At 56.4% G+C, this 25,222-nt stretch carries 18 protein-coding genes, 1 tRNA gene, 1 pseudogene and 1 other annotated feature; of the genes and pseudogenes, 15 read left to right on the top strand and 5 right to left on the bottom strand.

All coding sequences use genetic code 11. The annotated features are described in order from the left end of the window. Positions 1 to 99: 99 nt before the first annotated feature. Complete coding sequence (locus KTE_RS09230) at positions 100 to 1,707, bottom strand: ABC-F family ATP-binding cassette domain-containing protein (RefSeq protein ID WP_201380419.1); 1,608 nt, start codon at positions 1,705 to 1,707, stop codon at positions 100 to 102. A gap of 703 nt (positions 1,708 to 2,410) precedes the next feature. On the opposite strand from KTE_RS09230, the gene KTE_RS09225 reads away from it, so the two are divergent. The 11 genes from KTE_RS09225 (at position 2,411) to KTE_RS09175 (ending at position 14,439) form a co-directional block, all read left to right on the top strand. After that, positions 2,411 to 2,483 (top strand) — tRNA-Ala (locus KTE_RS09225). 201 nt (positions 2,484 to 2,684) lie between these two features. Further along, positions 2,685 to 3,938 (top strand): glycoside hydrolase family 5 protein, encoded by a 1,254-nt coding sequence (locus tag KTE_RS09220; protein WP_201380418.1) that lies wholly within the window; start codon positions 2,685 to 2,687, stop codon positions 3,936 to 3,938. Positions 3,939 to 4,169: 231 nt separating this feature from the next. Beyond that, positions 4,170 to 4,445 (top strand) — a binding site (T-box leader). A 491-nt stretch (positions 4,446 to 4,936) separates the two neighbouring features. Continuing rightward, positions 4,937 to 5,119 carry a lysine biosynthesis protein LysW gene (gene lysW / locus KTE_RS09215; RefSeq protein ID WP_007907343.1) on the top strand — a complete coding sequence of 61 codons (183 nt, stop codon included), beginning with the start codon at positions 4,937 to 4,939 and terminating at the stop codon, positions 5,117 to 5,119. Between the two features lie 37 nt (positions 5,120 to 5,156). Then, positions 5,157 to 6,023, top strand: coding sequence for a lysine biosynthesis protein LysX (gene lysX / locus KTE_RS09210; protein WP_201380417.1), 867 nt, complete (start codon positions 5,157 to 5,159; stop codon positions 6,021 to 6,023). Further along, positions 6,023 to 7,093, top strand: coding sequence for an N-acetyl-gamma-glutamyl-phosphate reductase (gene argC, locus KTE_RS09205; protein WP_201380416.1), 1,071 nt, complete (start codon positions 6,023 to 6,025; stop codon positions 7,091 to 7,093). The genes lysX and argC overlap by 1 nt, the downstream gene beginning before the upstream one ends. A 19-nt stretch (positions 7,094 to 7,112) precedes the next feature. After that, complete coding sequence (locus tag KTE_RS09200) at positions 7,113 to 7,943, top strand: [LysW]-aminoadipate kinase (RefSeq protein ID WP_201380414.1); 831 nt, start codon at positions 7,113 to 7,115, stop codon at positions 7,941 to 7,943. Further along, positions 7,940 to 10,342, top strand: coding sequence for a [LysW]-lysine hydrolase (locus KTE_RS09195; RefSeq protein WP_201380412.1), 2,403 nt, complete (start codon positions 7,940 to 7,942; stop codon positions 10,340 to 10,342). The genes KTE_RS09200 and KTE_RS09195 overlap by 4 nt, the downstream gene beginning before the upstream one ends. Next, positions 10,339 to 11,502, top strand: coding sequence for a LeuA family protein (locus KTE_RS09190; RefSeq protein ID WP_201380410.1), 1,164 nt, complete (start codon positions 10,339 to 10,341; stop codon positions 11,500 to 11,502). Before KTE_RS09195 ends, KTE_RS09190 begins: the two co-directional genes overlap by 4 nt. After that, positions 11,490 to 12,743, top strand: a complete 1,254-nt coding sequence (locus tag KTE_RS09185) for a 3-isopropylmalate dehydratase large subunit (protein ID WP_201380409.1) — start codon at positions 11,490 to 11,492, stop codon at positions 12,741 to 12,743. The genes KTE_RS09190 and KTE_RS09185 overlap by 13 nt, the downstream gene beginning before the upstream one ends. 119 nt (positions 12,744 to 12,862) lie before the next feature. Then, positions 12,863 to 13,351: a 3-isopropylmalate dehydratase small subunit gene (locus KTE_RS09180; RefSeq protein ID WP_201380408.1), complete on the top strand. Its 489-nt coding sequence runs from the start codon at positions 12,863 to 12,865 to the stop codon at positions 13,349 to 13,351. Then, the gene (locus KTE_RS09175; RefSeq protein ID WP_201380407.1) at positions 13,348 to 14,439 is read left to right on the top strand and encodes an isocitrate/isopropylmalate family dehydrogenase; all 1,092 of its coding nucleotides are present in this window, start codon (positions 13,348 to 13,350) and stop codon (positions 14,437 to 14,439) included. Before KTE_RS09180 ends, KTE_RS09175 begins: the two co-directional genes overlap by 4 nt. Positions 14,440 to 14,536: 97 nt before the next feature. Here KTE_RS09175 and KTE_RS09170 read toward each other — a convergent pair whose 3' ends face one another. Continuing rightward, complete coding sequence (locus KTE_RS09170; protein WP_201380406.1) at positions 14,537 to 15,778, bottom strand: 6-phosphofructokinase; 1,242 nt, start codon at positions 15,776 to 15,778, stop codon at positions 14,537 to 14,539. 240 nt (positions 15,779 to 16,018) lie between these two features. On the opposite strand from KTE_RS09170, the gene KTE_RS09165 reads away from it, so the two are divergent. Beyond that, entirely contained in the window at positions 16,019 to 16,939 is a 921-nt protein-coding gene (locus KTE_RS09165) for an MBL fold metallo-hydrolase (protein ID WP_201380405.1), read from the top strand. A gap of 83 nt (positions 16,940 to 17,022) precedes the next feature. On the opposite strand, the gene KTE_RS09160 is transcribed toward KTE_RS09165, so the two are convergent. Then, positions 17,023 to 18,663: a serine/threonine-protein kinase gene (locus tag KTE_RS09160; protein ID WP_201380404.1), complete on the bottom strand. Its 1,641-nt coding sequence runs from the start codon at positions 18,661 to 18,663 to the stop codon at positions 17,023 to 17,025. 382 nt (positions 18,664 to 19,045) lie between these two features. On the opposite strand from KTE_RS09160, the gene KTE_RS09155 reads away from it, so the two are divergent. Both KTE_RS09155 and KTE_RS09150 read left to right on the top strand, forming a co-directional pair. After that, positions 19,046 to 19,252: a hypothetical protein gene (locus KTE_RS09155; protein WP_201380403.1), complete on the top strand. Its 207-nt coding sequence runs from the start codon at positions 19,046 to 19,048 to the stop codon at positions 19,250 to 19,252. Positions 19,253 to 19,473: 221 nt separating this feature from the next. Continuing rightward, the gene (locus tag KTE_RS09150) at positions 19,474 to 20,022 is read left to right on the top strand and encodes an SRPBCC family protein (RefSeq protein ID WP_201380402.1); all 549 of its coding nucleotides are present in this window, start codon (positions 19,474 to 19,476) and stop codon (positions 20,020 to 20,022) included. 86 nt (positions 20,023 to 20,108) lie between these two features. Here KTE_RS09150 and ilvD read toward each other — a convergent pair whose 3' ends face one another. Next, entirely contained in the window at positions 20,109 to 21,815 is a 1,707-nt protein-coding gene (ilvD, locus tag KTE_RS09145; RefSeq protein WP_201371025.1) for a dihydroxy-acid dehydratase, read from the bottom strand. Between the two features lie 404 nt (positions 21,816 to 22,219). After that, a complete protein-coding gene (locus KTE_RS09140; RefSeq protein ID WP_201380399.1) occupies positions 22,220 to 23,608 on the bottom strand; it encodes a hypothetical protein in 1,389 nt (462 codons plus the stop codon). Positions 23,609 to 24,009: 401 nt separating this feature from the next. Between KTE_RS09140 and KTE_RS47445 the strand changes: the two are divergent. Then, positions 24,010 to 25,174, top strand: a pseudogene (locus KTE_RS47445) (RNA-guided endonuclease InsQ/TnpB family protein). Positions 25,175 to 25,222: the final 48 nt, after the last annotated feature.

Below are 25,222 nucleotides of genomic sequence, written 5' to 3'. Positions count from 1 at the left end.
CGCCTGGTAAATCACAGTTGCAGTCTTTTTATGGGATAGATGATGTGCTGCCCTGTGGCCGCAGGCCGTCAGGGCAGCACATCATCTATCCCAATAGAACTACGCTCGCTCAAGGAGTTCGTCATAGCGCTCGTCGTAGTGGACGATGCGCCCTTCGGGCATCAAGAGCAGCGTATCTGGCTTCAGGTCGCGTACAAACTCGACATCGTGGGTGACGGTCATGATGGTGCCGTTATAGGTGCCAAGCGCCTCGCCGACAATTTTACGCGATGTGGCATCCAGGTGGCTGGTAGGCTCGTCGAGCACGAGCAGGTTAGGACCATCCAGGACCATCTTCGCCAGGGCCAGGCGCGTCTTCTCGCCTCCACTGAGGGTCTGGATCTTCTGGAAGACGCGCTCGCCATTGAAGAGGAAGCGTCCCAGAACATTGCGTACGCGCTTCATGTTATCCGGCAGGATCTCGCTTGCCTCGTGGAGCACAGTGTTCTCGTAGTCAAGGCCCTCGTTCTCCTGCGCGTAGTAGCCCAGGCGCACGCGCTCTCCCTGTATCGCTTTCCCTGCATTGAGAGGGGTGAGACCAAGAAGTGTGCGAAGCAGCGTCGTCTTGCCAGCACCATTGAGACCGACGATGACCAGGCGTTGCCCGCGCTCCACCTCAAAGTTGATATCGCTGAAGATGACCTTGCTGCCATAGCTCTTGCTTAGCTGGTCGGCCTTGAGCACGAGCTGGCTACTTGGATAGCGTACCGGAAAATCGATCTTGATGCGGCGACTCTCCTGTGGTAACTCGGACTTGCTGGCCTCCAGTTCAGAGATACGCCTATCAAGCGAGCGGCGCTGACTCACGCGTGTCGCGCCGAAGCGGCGCAGGCGATCGGAGGTCTTGCGCAGGCGATCAATCTCGCGCTCCTGCTGCTTCTTGTTCTTCTCCAGAAGCGCCAGGGCGTCGCCCGTAACTGAGAGGTAGTGAGTATAGGTTCCCTTATACTCCTCAAGGACGTGCGAGAACTCGTTCAGGCGCAGAATTTTGGTAATGCTGCGGTCCAGCAGGTCCAGGTCGTGCGAGATGATAAGCAGCGCGCCACGATATTCCTGTAGAAACTCCATCAGCCAGCCTGCAGCCTCCACATCCAGGAAGTTGGTAGGCTCGTCGAGCAGGAGGAGTTCAGGCGATTGGAAAAGGAGCCGGACCAGGGCCAGCTTGGTCTTCTGTCCACCGCTCAGAGTATTTACGGAGCGGTCAAGCGTCAGGCCACCGATATTCAGGCCCGCGATCAACTCCTCGCAGCGCGCGTCGGCCTCATAGTAGCCCAGGCGCTCCAGGGCCTCCTGTGCCAGCGAAAAGTGCTCCAGGAGCGTCTCCAGTTCATCGCCAGCGGCGCTGGCGATCTGCCCGGAGAGCTGTTCATACTGCTCGATGGCGCGATCCAGGCCTGTGCTATTGAAGATGAAGTCACGCACGGTACCATTTCCGGCCGTTCCCTCTTCGTGGGCGATATCCTGCGAGAGGTAGCCAAAGGTGCGTGGGCGAGCGATGGTGCCGCTATCGGCCTCCTGCTGGCCCGCGACAATTTTGAGCAGTGAGCTTTTTCCGGCACCATTGACGCCGATCAGGCCAGCTTTCTCGCCAGGTGCGACCGTAAAAGAGACATCATTGAGGATTAAGCGTGCCCCATATGAAAGTTGTAGATGATTGACTTGCAGCATAGCGTTTTCTTATTTCTCCTAAGGCGCTTCGGTTCTATATTTAGACAAGATGATGATCAGTACTTGTTGTTGTAGGCTGGCGTAGGCACGATCTACCAGCAGCAAGAAAAGGGGCAGGGCATGTCTCACCCATGGATGTACGGGAAGCGCAGGCCGCGAGTAAGCAGCAAGACGATCCGCTGCCCAGCGACACACGCCATGGCGAGAGAAAAGGGAGGAAGGAAAGAAACTGGAGGTAAGCCAGGTGAAGACAACAGCAATAAAAAACCTCTTTAGAGTGAGAGGTCAGCCTCTATGCTGTCGCGTGCCACTTTCCTACCGCATGAGCCCGGCGTGGTCGCTCATGCGGCAATTATTATTGCGAGAGATACACCTGTCATAAGATTAGCTCATCCTTGCAGTGCCAGATAACAAAAGTTGAGGTATCTTTTCAAGAATACCATCGGCGCTTCCGAAAGTCAATCGCTTCAAAGCTTCTCAGAAGTTACCTATTACTTTCTATTTCGGCTCGTAAGCTCGCCAGGGGTAGGGTGTATGGACATATGGCGCCGGCAAATTCCGGCGCCATATGTCCATACGCCCTCCTGAGCGCCCCAGGCGCGAAGCGACTTTGGGTAAACCTGGAAATTGCGCCTAAAAACACTTGAAAATATTCTTGAGATCAGGTATAATTCTATATGTTGTTGCGAAAGCGAACACATATGGGCTTGTAGCGCAGCTGGTAGAGCGTCTCCATGGCATGGAGAAGGTCAGGGGTTCGAGTCCCCTCTGGTCCACTAACAGAAAAACCCGTTCAGGATATCCTGAACGGGTTTTTATTTGTCCTCCATTGTTTGAGAAACATCAGCCTCATTCATCACCGTAAAGTCCTGTTGATTTGGTCCTGACGTAGATTTTCTTACCATGTATAGTGGCGAATATGCAAATAATAAGATGGAAGCGTGGTTGGGAGATGTAAGATGCGAAAAGGGCTGTATGTGATAAGAAATAGGCGAGCCTGGATGATTGTTGCGGGGCTGGTAGTATGGGGCATATTCCTCTGGTCAGGTCAGCCATGTACTGGAAAAGTGTTTGCGCGAACAACGCAACCGCGTGTCTTGCCATACAGTGCCACGGCCCATGGACCATATAGTGTGAAGGGGAGCCAGATTCTAGACGCTGATGGCAAGCCCTATCTCTTTCATGGCGTGGCTCGTGATGGACTGGAGTACGATTGTGAGGGGCAGGCTGGTCCATACACCAGGCAGTCCCTGGCGTTGATGGGTACGCCCTCGGGGAAGGATCTCGATATCAATGCCGGGTCATATTGGGGTGGCAACACCGTGCGTCTACCCCTCTCGCAGAACTTCTGGCTCAAGGGCGGAAGTGGCGACGCGAACTGTACCGCAACTAGGTACCAGGCCCTGGTGAAGCGCATTGTGGACGACCTGGCCAGCCTTCAGCTCAATGTCATTCTCGATTTACACTGGGTAGGAGCTAATGGGCAGGTGGGCAAAGGTGGCGCGGAAGCCGCTATGCCTGACACTGATAGCGTCACCTTCTGGCAGCAGGTCGCGAAGGTCTATAAGGGATATCCTAATGTGCTGTTCGAACTCTACAACGAACCCCATATCAGTCCTCAAAAAGCGGCTTGCTGGTTGCATGGCTGCATGATTACAAATGACAAGGCGCGCGCAAATGACTGCAATGGCTGTTTTAAATACCTCACCTATCAGGCTGTTGGAATGCAGCTCCTGGTGGATGTTGTGCGCCAGGTTGGAGCTAAGAATCTCGTGCTCGTTGCTGGCACTAACTGGGGCTATGATCTGACCCATCTGCCTACGTATGCTGTACAAGGCGAGAATATCGTCTATGACGCACACCCCTATAACTATTGGGGGAAGCAGCCTGCCAACTGGTACGCTGGCTTTGGCAAGTTTGCTGCTGCCTACCCACTCATGGTAAGCGAGTTTGGCTCGTATGACTGTGGCTCAAACTATGTAGAGCAGTTGCTAGCCTACCTGGATACGCTCCACGTGGGCTGGGTGGCCTGGACATGGGCCGTGGCCGCAAGTAGTGGCGACCAGGTGTGTAACATCCCGCAGCTTGTTACCGATTATCGCGGCACACCAAGCAAGTCCATGGGAAGCGCTATCTATCAGCACCTGCATAGCTATGTGCGCGATCCCGGAACGCAATGGCTCCTGATGATTAGCGACCTGCGTGCCTTCAAACGCGGTGCTCCCAGGTAAGGAAGGTAAATTGTAATTTGCACAAATTTGCATTTACATACCACTGCTCGTAGTGTCTTCAAGGGTAATGGGCGTGTGGGTGGCGAACTGGCGCCGCCCACACGCCCATTACCCTTGAGCGCCGCAGGCGCGAAAAGAACAAGGTAGGCAAATTGCTGAAATCTTCACAAAAAAACCTTGACAAAGTGCGGATGAGCATGTTATAAATATTTCCAGTACAAACAACCGCATATGCAAGCGTTGATGGGACGAGTAACAGTTGTCTCTCACGTTCAGAGAGTGGGCGCTTGGTGAAAAGCCCATACGTTGAAGAACTGTGAAAAAGACCCGGATGCTGCGAGAAGAAATCACGTAATGACGTGAGAATAGACCTCGCCGGAGCCCCCGTAATCAGGCAGTGAGCTAACCGTCAGGTTTGCCCCAGGAGGTTGTCGCCGCGATGTGACAATAAAAGAAGGTGGTACCACGGGAGCCTTTACGAGAAAGTAAGTGCTCTTCGTCCTTTAGAGAAGGATGGAGGGCTTTTTTGTTTGCCTAAATATCCTGATTATACGGAGAGACAGACAATCGCATACGAATAGGCGTTGATGGGACGAGTAACGGTCAACCAGTGTAGACAGAGAGCGGGTGTTTGCTGAGAAGCCCGCATGCCTGAGCCGCGAAAAAGACCCGGATGCTGCGAGAAGAAATCGCGCGAGAGCGTGAGAATAGACCTCGCCGGAGCCCCCGTAACCGGGCAGTGAGCTAACCGTCAGGTTTGCCCCAGAGAGGTTGCCATTGAGAGATGGCAGCGAAAGAAGGTGGTACCACGGGAGCCTTTACGAGAAAGTAAGTGCTCTTCGTCCTTTAGAGAAGGATGAAGGGCTTTTTTATTGGCAATTTTTAGCACTTTGATGAGATGTGTACAGGCATGAGAAAGATCCTGACTTCTCATTGAGCCATGTTGAGTTACGATAACATTGTAAGTTTTGCTAGAAAATACGAAAAGGAGACCAACCATGATTTCTAATCCTGTATTAACTGCTGCTTGCCCCGAGTGCGCCGGAGAGGTGCCGTTGCAGAATGTCCTGGTGGGCGAGATCGTCTACTGCCCCGATTGTAGCGCGGAACTGGAAGTGCTGAACCTTGAGCAGCCTGAGCTTGGTCTTGCTCCTGAGGTAGCTGAGGACTGGGGCGAGTAAACGCCTGGTCAGAGAGTAGAGAGAAGGAGTATCACATATGCGACTGGCGATTCTGACTTCGCGTATTCGCGTGGAAGAGAAATTGTTGATAGAGGCCTTGCAGAAGCGCGCCATCGCGTTTGACGTGATTGACGATGGAAAGCTCTTGCTTGACCTTGAACGTGGGCGTGAGGAGTGGCGCAAATACGATGCTGTGCTCTGTCGGAGCCTGAGCCAGTCGCGCGGGCAGGCCGTGCTACAGGTCCTGGAGGCCTGGGGCATCCCCACCGTCAATACCGCGACGGTGACCGCGACCTGCAATGATAAACTCGCGACCACCCTGGCGCTTGTACGTGCTGGCGTGCCGACGCCTCGTACCCTGCTTGCCTTCGAAGAGGCAACCGCTCTACAGGGAGTCGAAATGCTAGGTTATCCGGTTGTCCTAAAGCCTGTGAGCGGCTCCTGGGGCCGCTTACTGGCACGTATCAATGATCGGGATGCCGCTGAGGCCGTGCTTGAGCACCAGGAGACCCTGGGCGGGTATCAGCACCAGATCCACTATATCCAGGAGCATATTCGCAAGCCGCAGCGTGATATCCGTGCCTTCGTCGTTGGTCAGCGCACTATCTGTGCCATCTATCGCTCCAGCGAGCACTGGGTGACGAACACCGCTCGGGGAGCGGTGACGAGCAACTGTCCCGTGACGCCAGAGCTGAACGCGCTCTGCCTGCGGGCTGCGCAGGCGGTTGGTGGCGGTATCCTGGCGGTAGATGTCTTCGAGGATGCCGAGCGAGGCCTGCTAGTGAATGAGATTAATGCCACGATGGAGTTTCGCAATAGTATCGCTCCTACAGGTGTCGATATTCCTTCTGAAATGCTTGAATATGTGCTGGAGCGTGCTGGCGCGCGTGTGGAGGTGCTGTAATGAGTCGTATTCGTGCCACGATTGTCGGTGGTTCAGGCTATACCGGTGGCGAAGTAGCTCGCCTGCTGCTCTTTCATCCAGGGGTTGAATTGGTGCAGGTGGTGTCGAGCAGTCGCGCGGGTCAGTACCTCCATAGCGCCCATCCCAACCTGCGTGGATTGAGTACGCTCCGCTTCTCCCATCCAGACGACCTGATGCCCTGCGACGTGCTTTTCCTCTGCCTCCCCCATGGGGCGACAATGGGCGAGATCGCACGCTACCGCCAGCTTGCTCCCAGGGTGATTGACCTCTCGGCTGATTTTCGCCTGCGTGATCCCCAACTCTACCAGCGCTGGTATGGAGATGCCCACCAGGCCCCTGATCTGTTGCCAGAGGCTGTCTATGGTCTGCCTGAGTTGCACCGCGAGGAGCTACGCGAGGCCACGCTGGCCAGCGGAACCGGGTGTATGGCGACCACGGCCATCCTTGGCCTGGCCCCCCTCTATCGCGCTGGCCTGGTGGACGCGAATATACCTCTGGTGCTGGAGGCCAAGGTTGGTTCATCGGCCGCTGGCGCCAAGCCGGGAAGCAGTAGCCATCATCCTGAGCGGAGCGGAGCGGTTCGCTCATTCCAGCCCACGGGCCATCGCCATAGCGCCGAGCTGATTCAGGAGCTGGGCTTGCTTGGTGGCCATGGAAGCTCTGGCCTGCCGCAGACAGTGGCCTTCTCCGCGACCTCCATTGAACTGGTGCGCGGCATCCTGGTGACAGCGCATGTCTTCACTAAAGAGCGTATTGATGAGCGCCAGCTCTGGCGTGTGTATCGCGAGGCCTATCAGCGCGAGCCATTTATTCGCATCGTCAAGGAGCGCACAGGTGTCTATCGCTATCCCGAACCCAAGATTCTGGCGGGTAGCAACTACTGTGATGTCGGCTTTGAGTTGGATGTGGAGCAGCAACGCATCGTGGTCATGGCGGCGCTGGATAACCTGATGAAGGGCGCGGCAGGCAATGCTGTCCAGGCCCTGAATTGTATGTTTGGCTGGGATGAGACGCTGGGGCTGACCTTCCCCGGCCTGCATCCGGTGTAGTGGCGTAGGGAGAAGGAATATGACGCTGGTAATTAAGATTGGCGGAGGCGCGGGCGTCGCGACGGAGAATATCCTGCGCGAAGTCGCGGAACTGGTGCGTACTGGGCAGCAGGTCGTGCTCCTACATGGAGGCTCCGACCTGACCAATACACTTTCTCAGCAGCTTGGGCACGAGGCGCGCACCATTACCTCTCCCAGTGGTATGACGAGCCGTTACACCGATAGCGAAACGCTGCGCATCTTCGCCATGGCGGTCGCGGGCCAGATCAATACGGAGCTGGTGGCACAGCTCCAGAGGCAGGGCATTAACGCCCTGGGCCTGGCGGGTATTGATGGGCGCTTACTGCAAGCGCGACGCAAGGCCGCCATTCGCTCGATCACGCCCGAGGGACGCGTACAGATTATTCGCGATGACTATACAGGCCAGATCGAGCAGGTAAATGGCGAGTTGCTCCGCCTGTTGTTGGGAGCCGGATATACGCCCGTCATTGCCCCCCTGGCGCTTAGCCACGAGGGCGAGCGGCTCAATGTCGATGGCGACCGCGCCGCCGCCGCTGTAGCTGCGGCTCTACAGGCCGAAACCCTGGTCATTATGACCAATGTGAGTGGCCTGCGACGCGATGCAAACGATGCCAGTACGGTCATCGAGCATATACCCGCTGAGAACGTCGCGGACTATATGGAGTATGCGCAGGGGCGTATGCGCAAGAAGATGCTGGGGGCGCAGGAGGCTTTGCAGGCAGGCGTACAGCGTGTCTGCATTGGTTGTGAGAGCCTAACGGATGTGCTTAATGGCGCGGGAACGATAATAGAACAGACACATCACCTGGTAGGAAGGAGAGACGCATGACAATCATAGATGCCACGCAGGCCGAGACGAGTATGGAACAGGAGAATCGCTATACCAGTGGTGTGTATGGTAAGCGTCCCGTGACGATTGTGCGCGGAGAGGGAGCCACGCTCTGGGACGCCGAGGGGCGCGCATACATCGATTGTGCCGCTGGCCACGGCGTCGCCAATATCGGACATGGGCGTCCCGAGATCGCAGCCGCGCTCTCTGCCCAGGCACAACGCCTGGTGACGTGCCCCGAAATCTTCTACAACGACACGCGGGCGCGCCTCCTGGAGCGCCTGTCCCAGGTCACCCCTGCCGGGATAGAGCACTTTTTCCTCTGTAACAGTGGAACCGAGGCTGTTGAGGGAGCCTTCAAGTTCGCGCGCCTGGTCACGGGGAGAACACAAATCATTGCTACGTTGCGCGGCTTTCATGGCCGAAGCATGGGCGCGCTCTCAGCAACCTGGGAGCCGCACTACCGCGAGCCCTTCGCACCGCTGCTTCCTGATGTAACACATATTCGCTACAACAATCTGGAGGCCGCCGAGGCCGCGATCAGCGAACAAACTGCGGCGGTCATTATCGAGCTGGTACAGGGCGAGGGCGGCGTGCATAGCGCCACACCTGAGTATGTCGCGGGCCTGGCGCGTCTCTGCCGTGAGCGCGGGGCTTTGCTGATCGTGGACGAGGTTCAGACGGGCTTCGGTCGCACTGGCAGACTCTTTGCCTGTGAGCATTATGATCTGCAACCCGATATTCTCTGCATGGCCAAGTCCCTGGCTGGCGGCGTGCCGATGGGAGCCGTTGGCCTGGGGCCACGTGTCATGGAGAGCGGGCGTGTCGGTCGAGGCGCGCATGGCAGCACTTTTGGCGGCAATCCCCTGGCCTGCGCGGCGGCCCTGGCGACGCTGGATATTCTTGAGCGCGAGAGCCTGCCCACGCGCGCGGCCCGCCTGGGTGCGTATGCCCTGGGACGACTCCGTGGCATGCGCTCGCCGCTGGTGCGCGAGGTACGTGGCCAGGGTCTCTTGATTGGTATCGAGCTAAAGCGTCGCTCCCAGCCGTATCTTGAGCAGCTATGCGAGCGTGGCATCCTGGCCTTGCCAGCCGGACCCAATGTCATTCGCCTCCTGCCACCGCTCGTGATCAGCGAGCATCAGCTTGAGCAGGCCCTGGATACGCTCGAGGAGGTTCTGGAGGGAAGCCGGGCGCTCAGCGAGCGTGCCCAACTGGCTCAGGAAGAGGCTGCGTCTATCGAGCCACGCCTGGCCGATCCAGAGGTCGCGCTTTTGCATAATATGCTGACTATTCCCAGTCTCTCGCGCCGTGAGAGCGCCCTGGCGCACTATCTCGCCGGGCAAGCTCGTCAGCTAGGATTGTACACCTCTGTCGACGAGGCGGGGAACTTTGTCGCCAGCACGCACGAGAATCTGGAGGAGCAGCATCCCATTGTCCTGCTCGGGCATATGGATACCGTGCCCGGCAATATTCCTGTGCGCTTCGAGGAAGGTCTGCTGTACGGGCGTGGCGCGGTTGATGCTAAGGGACCTCTGGCGGCCTTCATCTCCGCTACCGCAAGGGTCCAGCGCGCGGGTACGCCTGCGACACCAATTGTGGTCATTGGCGCTGTTGAAGAAGAGGCCGCGACCTCGAAGGGGGCGCGAGCTGTAGTTGGGCATTTCCAGCCCCAGGCCTGTATTATTGGCGAACCCAGCAGCAGTACTGCCGTCACTATCGGCTACAAGGGGCGCTTACTGGTGGAGGGACGTGTGGCGCGTGACTCCAGCCATAGCGCGGGTCCTCAGCGAAGCAGCAACGAGATCGCCGCCGCCTTCTGGGAGCGTATCCGAGTACATGCCGAACAGTGGAATGCCGAGTACGCCAGCAGCTCTGCCTTTGCCGCCCTGATGCCCTCATTGCGCAGCATTAATAGCCTGCAAAACGGCATGGAGGATCAGACACAATTCCTGATCGGCTATCGCCTGCCGCCGCGCTTTGATATCGCGGAGCTTCGCATTCAGCTACAGGAGTGGGCCGATGCTGATGAAGTGCATATTAGTTTCTCAGGTGAAGAGGTCGCCTTCCAGAGTTCGCGCGCGACTCCCCTGGCCCGCACCTTTGGCCGTGTCCTGCGCGCTGGTGGGCATGCGCCAGTCTTCAAGTATAAAACCGGCACATCGGATATGAATGTCGTAGCGCCTATATGGGGCGATAACATTGTCGCCTATGGCCCAGGCGATTCTAGCCTGGACCACACACCCAACGAGCATATCGCGGTTGCCGAATACCAACACGCGATCACGGTCCTTGAGCAGGTGCTTCAAGTGCTGGGACGCGAGTCACATGCATCCCTGGAACGCACAAGTGTCTCGGACAGCCCGGAGAGTAGCGTGGAAGTGGGAGCGGAGTCATGAGAAGAGATATACGTATCGTCGATACTACCTTGCGCGAAGGCGAGCAGTTCTCGGGAGCCTACTTTAGCGCGGAACAGCGGCGCGAAATTGTGCGCCTGCTGGACGCGGTCGGTGTGCCAATGATCGAGGTGCCCTCGCCCATCGCCTCGCCGGAGACCCAGCAGGCGGTGCGCGACCTGTGCGCGCTCAATACCCGCGCGCGCATCGTCGCTCATGTGCGCTGTGCCCAAGCAGATGTCCAGGCGGCCCTGGCGACCCCCGTACATGGAATCAATCTCTTCTACGGGACCTCAACTGAGTTGCGTTCGTATAGTCACGGGAAACGCATCGAACAGATCATCCATGATGCCGTGCCCTTGATCAAGCACATACGCCATGAGGGGCGCTACGTGCGCTTCTCGGCTGAGGATGCCTTTCGTAGCGACCTGGTGGACCTGTTAACGGTCTTTGATGCCGTGGTTGATGCTGGCGTGTTGCGCATTGGCCTGCCTGACACGGTGGGTATCGCTAAGCCACGCGAGGTTGAGCGCCTGGTTCGCCTCTGCACCGAGCGCTACCCTGGGGTGGGCATCGAGTTCCATGGCCATAATGATACAGGTTGCGCTATCGCCAATACCGTGGCCGCGCTGGAGGGAGGCGCCGATTGCCTGGACACAACCGTGCTGGGCATTGGTGAGCGCAACGGTATTGCCTCGCTCAGCGGCCTGATTTCACAGATGTATATTCATTATCCCGAAATCTTGCGCGGATACGATCTCACCAAATTGCCACTGCTGGATCAGTATGTGGCGGACTGCGTGCATATCGCTATCCCTTTTAATAGTCCAATCACCGCCCCGGGCGCCTTTACGCACCGGGCGGGCATTCATACCAAAGCCGTTCTTAACAATCCACGTGCTTATGAAGTTCTGAATCCCCAGGATTTTGGCCTGGTGCGCAATGTGGAGGTCGGAACGCGTTATACCGGGCGCTATGCTGTTGGGCATCGTGCCGCCGAGCTGGGCCTGCAATTGGAGGGCGAGGCGGTTGCCAGCCTGACCACCGCGCTTAAAGCCCACGCTGAACAGGGCTCAATGAGCCAAGACGAGGTTGACACGTTTATTCTTGCCTGGCAGCAGGCACATACATCAGAGGAGGAACATCTCATATGGGAACACTAGCCGAAGAGATTTTTAGCTACAAATTGGGGCGCCCCGTGGAACAGGGCGAGACCGTCGTGGTCGAGGTAGACCATGTCATGAGCCATGATACTACTTCGCCCCTGGCCATCCAGGCTTTTCGCAAACTGGCAGGCGTAAGTGGTGGACGCGTCTTTAATGCTGAGCGCGCTCACGTCGTCTTTGATCATATCATCCCTGCCTCGACCGTTGCTGCTGCCACCCTTCAGCGTGACATACGCTCGTTCGCACGTGAGCAGGACATTACCATTTTGCAGGAAGGCATCTGTCACCAGGTCATGCCCGAGAAAGGCTTTGTCGTTCCCGGGGCCATCATCGTGGGCGCGGATAGCCATACCTGTACCTATGGCGCCCTCGGAGCCTTCGCCACCGGCATGGGTTCGACTGATATTGGTGTGGCCTACGCGACCGGGCGCTCCTGGTTCCGCGTGCCCTCGACCATCAATGTGCGCCTGACGGGCGAGCTACAGCCCGGCGTCTATGCCAAGGATGTCACACTGGAGATGGTGCGTCAGGTGGGCGTCGATGGCGCGAATTACCGTGCCATCGAGTATACCGGCGACCTGGTGGAGCGTATGTCGGTCAGCGAGCGCTTCACCTTCTGCAATATGGCCATCGAGATGGGTGGTAAAGCTGGCCTGGTGGCCCCTGACGAGACGACCCGCGAATGGCTACGCGGGCGTACCGATCAGGAGTACCCCATGCTGGCGCCGCACAATCCACGCTATGAGCGCGTCTTTGAGATTGACGCTTCGCGCCTGGAGCCGCAGATCGCCTGTCCTCCCGACGTAAATAATGTTGTGCCCGTGGGTGAGGTCGAGCACGTCAAAATCGACCAGGTCTTCCTCGGCACCTGCACCAATGGTCGCCTGGACGACCTGGCGATTGCCGCCTCGATTCTCCAGGGGCGCACGGTCCATCCCGAGACGCGCATGGTCGTCATTCCAGCGTCGCGCGAGGTCTACCGCGAGGCGCTACGCCTGGGCTACATCGATACCTTTGTCCAGGCCGGAGCCTCGGTTGGCACCCCTGGATGTGGACCCTGCATCGGCCGCCATTTTGGCGTCCTGGCTCCAGGCGAGCGAGCACTGACAACGATGAACCGCAATTTCACCGGACGCATGGGCGACCCCACAGCCGAGATTTACCTGGGAAGTCCCGCCACTGTCGCCGCCACCGCCCTGACCGGCCACATCACCGATCCACGCGAGTTTCTAAGTTAGTGTGTATTGGGTTGTGGCAGCCCGCAGGCTGTGCCACAACCCAATACACACTAATACTTATGTGAGCGCCGCAGGCGCGAGAAGTAAAAAGAATACACCTGAAAGGATAAATATACATCATGGGACGCATCTGGAAGCTTGGTGACAACATCAACACCGACGTTATTATCCCTGGACGCTATAACGTAACCACCGATCCCGCGCAACTGGCGCGCCACTGCCTCTGCGAGGTATTGCCGGAGTTCGCGCAGGAGGTGCAGACGGGCGACATCCTGCTCACCGGGCATAACTTTGGCTGTGGCTCCTCACGCGAGCACGCCCCCACCTCCATCCTGGCCAATGGCATCAAAGTCGTGATCGCACGCAGTTTCGCGCGTATCTTCTATCGCAACGCCGTCAATATCGGTCTACCAGTCTTGATCAGTGAGGAGGCGGTCCTGGCTGGCGAGGATGGTCAGCAGATGGATGTAAACCTGGAGAGCGGTCTCATCACCAATCTCACAACCGGGCAGCAGTTCCAGTCTGAGCCGCTTGATCCCTTCGTGGCGCGTATCGTAGCGGCTCATGGCATCGTCAACTATATTCAGCAGCAAGGGACCCTTCGATGAGCAGTGAGCACGTAACAACGCCACGCTCCGGCTTGCGGGTGTGCGTGGTCGCGGGCGATGATGCCGCGCCTGAGGTCGTGTTACCAACAGTGGCGCTCCTGCGCGAGCTGGTGCCCGAGATCCTGTTTACGCAGGCCCTCAGTGGGCGCGAGGCCCAGGAACGCTATGGCGAGGCTTTCCCGACTGAAACGCGCGCCGCGATTGATAGCGCAGACTGCACCCTCTTTGGCGCCAGTGGTGGTCCAAGCCGCCCCGTGCTCTGGTACCTGCGTTGGGGGAAACAGACCTACGTCAATATCCGCCCGGTACGCTGGCTCCCTGGCTATCAGAGTCCCATGCGCCAGCCCGAGCGTATCGACTATGTGATTGTGCGCGACAACCTGGAGGGGATGTATCCGCCACGCGAGGGTGCGCTCTCAGAGCTTGGAACTCTCACCAGTAGTGGCTCCTGGTGGCAGGCGCCTCCCGTGCAGGAGACTGGCGCGTATGCCGTACGCGTCAGCACAGATACGCAGGCGCGGCGCGTGGCTGAAGCAGCCTGTGACCTGGCCTTGCAGCGCTTAGCCGCTGGATATCCTGGCTGTGTAACTCTGGGGGCCAAGTACTCTATTCTGCCGCAGACGGATGGTCGCTTCCGCGAGATCGTGCGCGAAACGGTGCGTGAGCACCCGGAACTTAGTTACCAGGAGTTTTTGATTGATGATCTTGGGCGCAGAATGATTGCCGTGCCTGAAACGCTGGATGTCGTCGTGCTGGGTAACGAGCACGGCGATATCCTGGCCGATGTCGCCAGTGGCTCTATCGGCGGCCTGGGGCTCTCGCCCAGCGCCTGCTATGGTGAGGAGTACGCCTACTTCGAGCCCGTACATGGCTCGGCCCCTGATATCGCGGGCAAGAACATCATCAACCCCACGGCCATGCTGCTCTCAGGTGCTATGTTCCTGGCGCACTATGGATATCGTGAACAGTCCACCCGCCTTGAGCGCGCCATCGCTCGTGTCTACAGTGAGGGCCATGCCTTGCCCGCGGATCAGGGAGGCAGCGCCAGCACTAGCGACTTCATCGCCGCTGTGCGCTCGCAGCTCTAAAACAATATGGTTATGAGGAGTGAACGATCCTGGCAGTCACAGACTGCCAGGATCGTTCACTCCTCATAACTAACAGGGGCGCCGCAGGCGCGGGGGATTAAGCTAACGATATTTGTGTGAGATCCTCCTGTGAGCGATAGCGCCCCTTGATGCACTCGAATCTTGGGCGATAGCGTCCCTCGTGATAATCTGTCGGGTTGACTCTTCGCGCCGGAATCGCTTTAGACGGGATATCCGTACAGATAAATTCGCCGTTGTGGAACGCGGCCATGACCCCGCTCATCCCTTCGGCTACGCTGTTCATGATGACGTTGGCAAAATAGATAGATGCATGCTTGTCATACACTTCCGGCTCCCCGCTACGCAGCACATATGTGAGATCGATTGGCAAGAAGCGTACCTCGGGTATACGCTCGCTCAACTGCTCGGCCAGAATCTCGGCGACATTGGCCTTCTTCTTATGCACAAAGGGGTCGCTATGCTCATTGCTCTCATTTGCCCTGTCCAGTACGACTCCTTCAGATGCCAGGACAAGCGAGTAGTTCTTTGGATTGTGCTCTCTATCCCGTATTACGAGCCTGCTGAGCCGCTCAATATCGATAGGCACCTCCGGTATAACCAGTCGGTCAGCCCAGGTGACGACCGCTGTCTCAAGTGCGGTAAAGCCAGCATCGCGCCCAAACAGGCGAAAGATCGCCGTCTGTCTATGTGAGCTCACGGTCGAACGCACACGGTTGATAAACTCAGCAGCCCGGCTAATCGCCGTTTGAAAGCCAATGCTGTACTCCGTCCCGGGTACGTCGTTATCCATGGTCTTCGGAATTGCCCATACAGGAATTCCGGCGGCAGCGAGCTTTGCGCCATAGCTCAGCGTCCCATCACCACCCAGGACGATCAGACCATCTAAGCCCAGGTGATCCATGTTTGCGATGACTTCTTGCGTCAGATCCACACGCTCATGAGGCTGCTTCCCCTCACCATATGACTTCAAGTGTTCTGGCAGGTTGGCTACCCGCGTTCCCAGCGGACTGTAGCGCGTCGAATGGAGGATGGTTCCTCCAAGACGATCAATATCGCGCGTGTTTAACCTGCTCAACGGCATGATATAGCCATTCTTCCAGCTTGAGCGATCATCTTCACGAAAAATAATTTCACTCTTATCGAGAGAACGGTTCAGAAAGGTGATTCCCTCCCAACCCGCACGAATCCCGACTACACGTATCCCCAGAGGTTCAGCACGATACACCAGCGCCTTGATTGCGACATTAAGCCCGGGCACATCCCCGCCACCAGTCAACACCCCCAATGAACGAACAGGATTTTTCACGTGTCCTGGCATAGACGGTCCTCTCCCTTTTGTACAGTGGATTTTAATTTGCTCTTCGATCAGTTCCCCATTGAAAGAAGGAAGAATTGTGGAAATTATACCATCCTTCTACCCCAGAAATTTGCTATTTTACACAAAAGTGTGCCAAAAAGGGGAGGTATGGATTGAAAATGCCTGGACTTGCGCAATGAGAGACGGTTTTATATACTGTTTTTACTGATTGATTGCTTTTTGGCTGGCTGAGGTGCTTCTTTGGCATATATAAAAAGGTTTGAGAGCGTCAAGGGGTTGAGTGGGGATGAGCGTGTGCGTGTCTTTCGTTCTGCCTTTGCCGAGAGCGAGGAGAAGGGCCTGATGGAGGTGGACGCATACGCTATCATCACGCGCGACTATGTAGTGGTGTGCGATACCCTGCTCTGCCCCGAGGATATGGAGGCTGTGCTAGGTGAGGTACAGAGTGAGCTTGCGGGGCGGCAGCTCCTGGTCGTCAATAGTCATGCCGATTGGGATCACACCTGGGGCAATAATTATTTCCAGGGTCGCCATGCCGCGCCGATCATCGCCCATGCCTCCTGCCGTGAGCGTATGTTGACCAAAGAGGCACAGGAGGGCCTGGATGAGTATCAAAAACGCTTTGATTGTTTCCAGCATGTCGTACTGCGCCCGCCTATGCTGACGTTCAACGATCTGTTGACTATTGAGGGCGGCGATCTGACCCTGCAACTCTTGCATACGCCGGGGCACCAGCGGGACCAGGTCTCGCTCTGGATTCCAGAGCTACGCCTCTTGCTGGCCTTCGACGCGGCGGAGTTTCCCCTGCCTTCTCTGGAGAGCGCCCAGGCCGTGCCCCTTATGCTAAGCTCGCTTGAGCGCCTGAGCGCGTTGCAACCTGAGCGTGTCCTCTGTGGGCATGGCAAACGCAACAGCATTGCGACGCTGACCGGGAACCTGGCCTACTTCCGCGAAATTGAGCGGCGAGCGCGCCTGCTGCTCTCGCATTCGCCTCGCCAGTTCACAGAAGACGAGCTCAAAACCGCCTCGAACCTGCTGGGCTTCTCCTTTGAGGAGGCGATTGCGACCCTGGAGGAACCATGCGAGGATGATGAGTTTTATCGCTGGGTTCATAACCAGAATAGCCGCCACATGTTGCAATGGGTGAGCCAGCAACAATAGTAAGATTAGTGGTAGATTTATGGGCTGGTATGGCCGATGTGGGCGCTTAGCTGACATACCGCTAGGGCTTGGGGCAGCGCGTGTTAGATTTGATGCTGGCTGTAGTTGTCGATCTGCCAGGTGCCATTCGCGAGGCGGGTCATGGTGCCCTGCCAATCATAGGTACGTGTACGGCCTACTTCGGTTGCTGTGATGATGACCTCGACGCGAAACTGGTTCGGGTTCGCGCCTGGCACAACTTGCTTAAAGGTGATGGACTGCCTCTTCGTATTGGTGAAGCCGTTCGTGAATTCTTGAAGGGATATCTTCTGCTTCTTTTGAGGACCTAACATCTGATAGGCCTGGTTAAACTGCCGCTGATTGATGTAATCATTGTATTGACTGAAGGCGTTCTTCGCATCGTCTACGGTTGGCGCGACTGGCGCCTGGACGGTTGTAACCGTGGTAGGCGCGGTGGTTGTTGGCGTGGTAGATTGGACAGAGCCGCCTTGTTGTCCACTAAACGCATAGATGCCAATACCCACTACCAAGATCAAGGCCACGCTCAGCCAGAAGACATCCACGCTTTTGCGTTTGGACGGTGTGCGTTGCACTGGTGGCCTGCTCCTGCCTGGCTCTCTCTGCAAGCCTCCAGGGGGCTTAGAGTTATGCGCTCGTGGAGGAACGGAGACTGGCGACCGGCTGTTGCCTCTATTGTTGATAGGCTCGTTGCGGTGCGGCGCTGCTGGACGCAGTGGGAGATCTTGCATACCCCCTACCTCGCCATGCAGGTGATGCGGAGGTCTTACGGCCTGGTGCTTGTTGGAGGAGCGCTGGCCTGGGTAAGACGGTGGTGGCTCGTAGGTAGTAGCCGCTGGACGCGACAGGGGCTGGATGGCCCGGTGAAAGTCACGCGCTAATTCGCTGGCCCGCAGATACCGATCTCCTGGGCGCTTAGCCGCTGCCTTGCTCAGGACCTGGTCCACTGCCCTGGGAATCTTAAAATGGCGCTCATACAAGGAGGGGAGCGGTTTCCGCTCGTGTTGCTCCATCAGGTCAATCTCTCTCCCTTTGAAAGGGAGATCTCCACTCAGCATCTCATAGAGAATGATGCCCAGGGCATAGATGTCCACGCTGTAGTCGAATTCGCGCGTTCGAAACATCTCTGGTGCCATGTAGGCAGGTGTGCCCAGGACAATATCCGTGCCCGTCAGTGTGACCTGGTCATAAGGATTATTGCTGATGCGGATGCGCGAGATACCAAAATCCGCTAATACTGCCTGGTTATTTTCATCCAGCAGAATATTGCTTGGTTTGAGGTCACGATGAATAATGCCCTTGCCATGCGCATAATCGAGCGCCTCACAGATCTGTGCGAGATAGGTGCTGGTGCGCTCAAGCGAGAGAGAGCCTCGCGTTTTGAGAACTCCTTCCAGGCTACTCTTCTCATACTGCATCACGATATAGGCTAAATCATCCTCTTCGCCATAATCATAAATGGGCACGATATGTGGATGCCTGAGCCTGGCAATGATGCGGGCTTCGCGGCGAAAGCGCTCTCGGAAGGTGGCAAAATCCTCGGCATTCTCGCGCCTGGGTGGTCGCAGTATCTTCACTGCTACAAAGCGCGGCTGCGTCGAGAGCCACTTGGCCAGGTAGATCACACTCATTCCACCCTGCCCCAGGCGCCTGGTCAACTGATAGTCGCCAAGAGTTCTCCCTAATAAATCGTCCTCTGTAATCATTGCACCCACCTTTACCGTAACAAAAGCTCTTTAAAAAATTAGCTAGAGAATAAGTGAGCCTTCTTTAAAGAGCATATGTCATTTTCTCCTCTATACACGGTTTCTCTTTGCGGTTAGTAGATGTGGAATTCTACCTCTCTCCTACTAAATAAGACGTAGAATGCGCCAGATTATCCAAAAGAAGTACTGTAGGACTATGAAATGTTGAGATAATGTAGATTATTTTATGTCATTCTAAGCATCCATAAATTTTCTGATAATATCCTAATCCAACATTCACCTTCTCTTTATATTCACTTGCTATACTAAGACTATCGAAAGCTTCTCGGCGAGACGATACATAATTCACAATGGTAGGTGTGGTTCAGAAAGGATACTGGGCATGAGTCAACAGGTATTTGTGCAAGAAGATTTCTTTATGTATATTCCCGCATTGGATGCTTTGAGGGAGCCTGCGCTCATGACTCGCCTGGATGCGGATCACCAGTTGGAGCGAAACCAGCCCCCGCTTAATACCGAAGAGTGGGTCAAAATTCCGCTCGACGAGTCGCTCGTTGTGTATGCGCATATGTGGGATGAGAAGCAGTAGCATACAATCTGCTATTCTATTTGGGGTAATAGTGTAGGGAGCCATGGCAGCCTGCGACTGCCATGGCTCCCTACACTATTACCCCTTTTCTTCTCACGGTCTCATACCTTCCATACTGGTGATATGATAGGAAATAGGGGGATTTTCTCTCTCAACGCACTCTAGCAAAAAGCTAAAAAGCTCTTCCCAGGTGGGATAAAAGTAGATTGGAAGGTATAGATATGAGCCAGATTGTCGTCACAAATGAGCGTATTGTGAATGCGAAGCCCGCTGATGTGTATGCTATCCTTAGCGATTATAAGCGGCGCGAGCAGTTTCTACCCGAGAACTTCCAGGACTACCGGGTCGAGAAGGGGGGACAGGGCGAGGGGACGGTCGTGCAGTATCGCCTGCATGCGGCCAATCGCGAGCGCAACTACCGTATGAAGGTCGAAGAGGTCGTGAAAGGCAAGGTCCTGCGCGAGCGTGATTATGATTCCTCGTTTGTCACCACCTGGACCGTCTCGCCTGAGAGCGGTGGCACACAGACGCGTGTGGGGGTTGCCAGCGAGTGGAGCGGTAGCAGTGGCATTGGCGGCTTCTTTGAACGTACCTTTGCACCTCTTGGTCTACGCAATATCTATGGCGATGTCCTCGCTCGCTTGAACAGCCGTATCACGGGCGAGAACCTCCCCGCTGTGAATGCAAAGTCATATAAAAACCTCTACATTCCCCTGCTGGTCGTAGGCGCGATCATTGGCTTTATCATCAGCCGCAAACGCGAGAAATAAGCCCCTATCGAGGAACAGAAGGACCGTGGGGCGAACGCGTTCGCCCCACGGTCCTTCTGTTCCTCGATAGGATGAATGAGATGATTTTATTGAGTAACTGCGCCTTCGGAGGCGGAGGTAACGAGCTTGGCGTACTTGGCGATAACGCCGGTTTTGTAGCGTGACTCGGGTGCCTGCCAGTTCTTAAAGCGCGCGGCGATCTCCTCATCGCTGAGGTCGAGAGCGAGCAGGTTGTTGTCCGCGTCGATGGTGATGATGTCGCCATTCTGCACGATAGCGATGGGACCGCCAACCTGGGCCTCGGGAGCGATGTGTCCGACGACCATACCGTGTGTGCCGCCCGAGAAGCGTCCATCGGTAATCAGGCCAACCGTCTCGCCATAGCCCTGTCCAACGAGGGCCGCGGTTACCGCGAGCATCTCGCGCATGCCGGGACCGCCCTTCGGACCTTCGTAGCGAATTACAACCACATCGCCGTGGGTGATTTTATGGTTCATGATGGCCTCAAAGGTCTCTTCCTCAGAGTTGAAGACCTTGGCGGGACCACGGTGGGTTGTGACCTTCAGACCGGCAATCTTACAGACCGCGCCCTCGGGAGCCAGGTTGCCCTTGAGGATGACCAGGGGACCACTGGGATGTAGTGGCTGCTCAAGCGGCATGACAATCTCCTGGCCCTGTGCCAGATCGGGGGCGCTCTCCAGATTCTCCGCCAGGGTCTTACCCGTCACTGTCAGCACGTCGCCATTGATGAAGCCAGTGTTCAGGAGGTATTTCAGGACGGCCTGTACGCCGCCGACTTTATCCAGGTCCGCCATGGCGAAGCGTCCGCCTGGCTTGAGGTCGGCGAGGTGAGGAACCTTCTTGCCGATGCGTGTAAAGTCGTCGATGGTCAGGGGAAGGTCCATCTGGCGCGCGATGGCGATCAGGTGGAGAACGGCGTTGGTTGAGCCACCCAGGGCCATGACCAGCGTGATCGCGTTCTCAAAGGCCGCCCTCGTCATGATCTGGCGTGGCGTCAACTGGCGCTCGATCAGGCGTACCACAGCCTGTCCCGCCTCGTAGCAATCCATGGCCTTGCGCGCAGTGACGGCGGGTGCGGATGAACTGCCGGGGAGAGACATGCCCAGGGCCTCAATTGAGGAGGCCATGGTGTTGGCGGTGTACATGCCGCCGCAGGAGCCAGCGCCGGGAATGGCGTTGCACTCGATCTCCTTCAATTCTTCGCGACTGATCTGCCCGGCGCTATATTTGCCGACCGCTTCGAAGACGCTCACGATATCGACATCATGCCCGCGACAGGTGCCGGGAAGGATGGTGCCACCATAGACAAAAATACTGGGAATGTCGAGACGCGCCAGGGCCATCAAACAGCCAGGCATATTCTTATCGCAGCCGCCAAGGGCGATAACGCCGTCAAAACGCTGCGCGTTGCTCACAAGCTCGATAGAGTCGGCGATCACCTCGCGGCTGGGAAGCGAGTATTTCATGCCCTCGGTACCCATGGAGATGCCATCGCTAACGGTGATGGTGCCGAAGATCTGGGGGGCGCCTCCGCCAACGCGTACACCTTCCTTGACCTTCTCCGCCAGGCGATTGATATGTGAGTTGCAGGGCGTAATCTCGGCCCAGGTGCTGGCGATGCCGATCATTGGCTTCTGGAAGTCCTCATCGGTAAAACCGACCGCGCGCAGCATAGAGCGGTTGGGGGCGCGTATCTCGCCCTCAGTAATGGCCTTGCTGCGGCTATTGAGTTCCCTGGAGGTCGTATGCGTAGATTTCTCGGTCTCTGACATGCTGGCAACGCATCCTTTCATGTGGATCGGCTATGACTTGCTGACCAGGAGGATAGGGTGAAGAAATACTGCGTTGTATCCAGGCTGATAGAAAAGCAGGTAGACGTATCAGCAACTTTCCTCATAGGCTGTTCACACCAGAAGGCCATCATTGGCACAAGGCAATCACTATGACATCGTGGTTGCCAGGTCAGCAAAAAGATATCCGATAGATAGACAAACTGAAAAGTGCTTGGACGCGGGGTCGCGCCTTTCTCTGGATATTGCAATCTATTATAGCGCATTCAGTAAAGTATTCAAGGATAGATAAAAATATTCTGGTGGGTATGGATGTGTGGCGTGGGTGAATGCCCACGCCACACATCCATACCCACCAGAATATTTAAGTGTTGTAGGCGCGAAGGCTATCCTCTCAAGGGTGAGCTGAGTTGCTGCTGGAGGGTCTCCTTGCGCAGGCGTTCCGATTCGGCCAGGCTGAGCAGGGTCTGGCGATAGTAGGCGGGGAAGGTGTTGCTGGTGAAGACGTGGAGCGCGCTACGGAAGCACCTGGAGGCCTGTTGCAGGTTATGCACACGGTCACCGCTCAGGCGCTGCTTATGCGTATAGCCCAGGCTGACGAGGGTCGAGGCGTATTCGACAAGGTAGACATCGGGGTGATAGGTGCGGAGCGCCTCTTCATAACAGACAATGGCGCAATGCAGGTTGCGGTCGTGCTGCTGCTCATCCTGCCAGGGAAGGGCCTGGAAGATGGCCGCCAGGCGGATATGGGTCGTGGCCCATTCCTCTGGTGTCTGGCTGGGAGAGAAGATGTGCAGGGCCTGGCGATAACAATTCTTAGCCTGGATGAGGTTCTCTGTGCGCTCACCTGACCGGCGCAGGTAGTAGCAGTCACCCCGATGCACATGGATAAGGGCAAGCGTTTCAGAGGGTGTATCAGAGGTAATGTGTTGAAGCGCCGTCTGTTGATACTCAAGGGCCTGCTCGATGTTCTGCGCGGGTTTCCCTTTGGGGCGTTTGAGCAAGGCCTTGCCAAGCAAGGTCTGGAGCTTGAGCCATTCCTCGGGATGCTCCTTTAGTGTGAAGGTGCGCTGGGCTACCTGGAACGCGGTCATGGCCTGCTCAAGCATTTTATCCTGGCCACTGAAGCCATATTGGAGGTAAGCGGTTCCCAGGAGTAACTGAGTTTGGGCATGCTGGAGAGGGTAGCGCGCCGGGGTAAAGGTCTTGAGGGCCAGTTTATGCAGGACGATGGCGTCCTCAAGGGCTTTGACCTGGAGCTCCTGCGTGGCATATTGCGCGCCCGAGATGAGGAGCATACCGATTTCGTTGCGCAGGGCCGCGCAGATCTCGGCGCGTGCCTTGGCGTCCGCCTCCGTACGCTTTAAAGCCTCCTGTAGGATCTCCGCCTGCCGCCTGCGCGTGCGTTCAGGCCGGTTGAGGAGGACCAGATAGCTGCGCTGCTCAAGGTAGACATGTAGCCAATCCGGGATATCAAGCACCAGGCCACCATAGTGATTCACATAGGCGTCGCGTACCGCCTGGCGTGTGCCACCGCGCCTGCGTACCTCCTGGAGCAGTTGCAGGTGAAATTCTAGCTGTTGCTTGAGCTCGGTATGCTCTTCTACATGAGCTCTAATCAGGCGTTCAAGCTCTTTGTCACTATGATCTTCGGTTAGAGGGAGGTGTCTTTCGAGGTAAAAACGCCCCTTATGTGTATCCTGCTGGTTGCAGTGGAGCCACTCAACAAGCTGCTGAAACAGATTGAAGCGAACAAGGTCATGTGAGTCGGTCATAATGCGATTCCCTCTTCTATCTACCAACGCGGCGTCGCCATCATTTCTCTTTGTATGACACCGCCTATCCTCTTCTCTACGAACGTTTCCCGAAGGGAGAGCATGCGTAAACCGGGCTGACCATGGAATAGGGGCTTGCCCTTCTTGCTGTTTGCATGAAGAGTACCTTGCTCTAGTATAACGTATAAAAGGTCATAATGGGAATATCTTGATACAAAAATTAGGTGGAGAAGTTGATGCGTGAGTTCGAAAAGAGAATTTAACAGCTGACCAAAAGCGAAGAAAATGTATTGAGAGGGTATCAAGGAGCATACAAAGCTTTTTCCTTGACAAAGAAGAATAAGCGTTCTATAATAAAAAGGGCATGAGATAGTTTAGTGTAGAATAAGTGGAGTGAACACATGATTCGTGCGCATAAAATACGCCTGCATCCAACCAAAGAACAACACGTCTACTTGGCGAAAGCAGCAGGGGTTGCACGATTCGTGTGGAATTGGGCGCTGGCCGAATGGAATCGGCAGTATGAGGCGGGGGAGAAACCGACCGCCTTGAAACTCAAGAAGCACTTCAATGAAATCCGGCGCGAGCAATTCCCTTGGACCTGGGAGGTCACCAAGAACGCCTCGGATCAGCCGTTCCTGGACCTGGGAAAAGCCTTTACAGCCTTTTTTGAAGGCAAAGCCTGTCACCCGAAGTTGAAAAGCAAGAAGCGCAGTAAACCCAGCTTCTATCTCGCCAACGATCAGTTTGAACTTGGGGATCATCGCATGTGGGTTCCCAAGCTCGGATGGGTGAATATGGCCGAGAATCTCCGCTTTGCTGGCAAGGTCACCAGTGCTCGGATCACCAAAACCGCGGACTGGTGGTTTGTCTCGATCCAGGTGGAGATGCCTGATGAGATCCCGGTGAAGAAATCGGCGGCGGTGGGCATCGATGTGGGGCTCAACCACCTGGCGACCTTGAGTACGGGAGAGGGAGTCGAGAACCAAGCTTTCCTCAAAACGGCTCTGGGGAAACTGCGCCGGGCGAACAAGCGCCTGCATCGCCGCAAACCAGGATCAAACAACCGGGAGCAAGCCCGCAGGCAGGTCGCACGCCTGCACTACCGTATTACCTGTCTACGCGAAGATGCGCTCCAGAAACTGACCACCCGACTGGCGGACAGTTATGGGATCGTGGGAGTGGAAACCTTGAACCTCAAGGGACTCCTCAAGAACCGACGCCTGGCTCGCTCCTTCTCTGATGCCTCGCTGGGCGCGCTCAGGCGTCTGCTGGAGGCCAAGGTCGCGCAACGCGGGGGACAGGTGATCAAGGTGGGCCGCTTCTTTCCTGGAAGTCAAAACCTGTCACTGCTGCGGGTGGACATGGGAAGACATGACGCTCAAAGACCGGGTGTTTACTTGTCAGAATCCCTCATGTCCGTACTATCAATTTCCGCAAGATCGGGATCACAATGCCGCTCAGAATGTGCTGCGGGAAGCCTTACGCTTGATCGGGCTCATAGATCAAGTCGCCACCGGTACTGGCTCGGACGATGGCGTAAACTTGGCTGTGGACGCGGGGTAAGACCAAAAAGACCAACCGGTCTTGAGGCACCTACGAGTGAAGCAGCAA

The organism is Ktedonobacter sp. SOSP1-85 (genome assembly GCF_016587415.1).
In the GTDB taxonomy this organism is placed as follows: domain Bacteria; phylum Chloroflexota; class Ktedonobacteria; order Ktedonobacterales; family Ktedonobacteraceae; genus Ktedonobacter.
The sequence above is the reverse complement of the archived record's forward strand: the minus strand, read 5'-3'. Positions and strand labels throughout refer to the sequence as shown.